At 59.4% G+C, this 325-nt stretch carries 1 pseudogene; it reads right to left on the bottom strand.

From position 1 onward, the window contains the following. Positions 1–33: 33 nt before the first annotated feature. Positions 34–325 (bottom strand): annotated as a pseudogene (locus EE949_RS28985) (hypothetical protein); the annotation flags it as partial.

Consider the following 325-nt stretch of genomic DNA (forward strand, 5'->3'; position numbering starts at 1 on the left):
CCGAGGGGCCGTTTTCAGTGCTCCATCATACCCTCAACCGAGTCCCGGCGATGTGGGACGTTCACTGGCGAAAGACGCGCCTGTACCGTTGCCATCGTGCTCTGTCCCGGGCAGGTTGCTGTAGCTGCTGGAAGTTCGCGGCGACGACGAAGATGAAGACAGAGAACCGCTTTTACCCCTCAGTTTTTCCCGTGCCTGCCTGACGATCTGTTGCTCCTTCGTCGTGACAGGCAACGCGGCACCGATCAGCGCTCCCACCGCAATACCCATGGCTGCCAGCGTCAAAGGCTGCTCGTTGACTAGTTGCCGTGTACTGCTCTTCATG

The sequence above is a fragment of the Pseudomonas viridiflava genome (assembly GCF_900602065.1).
Classification (GTDB): domain Bacteria; phylum Pseudomonadota; class Gammaproteobacteria; order Pseudomonadales; family Pseudomonadaceae; genus Aquipseudomonas.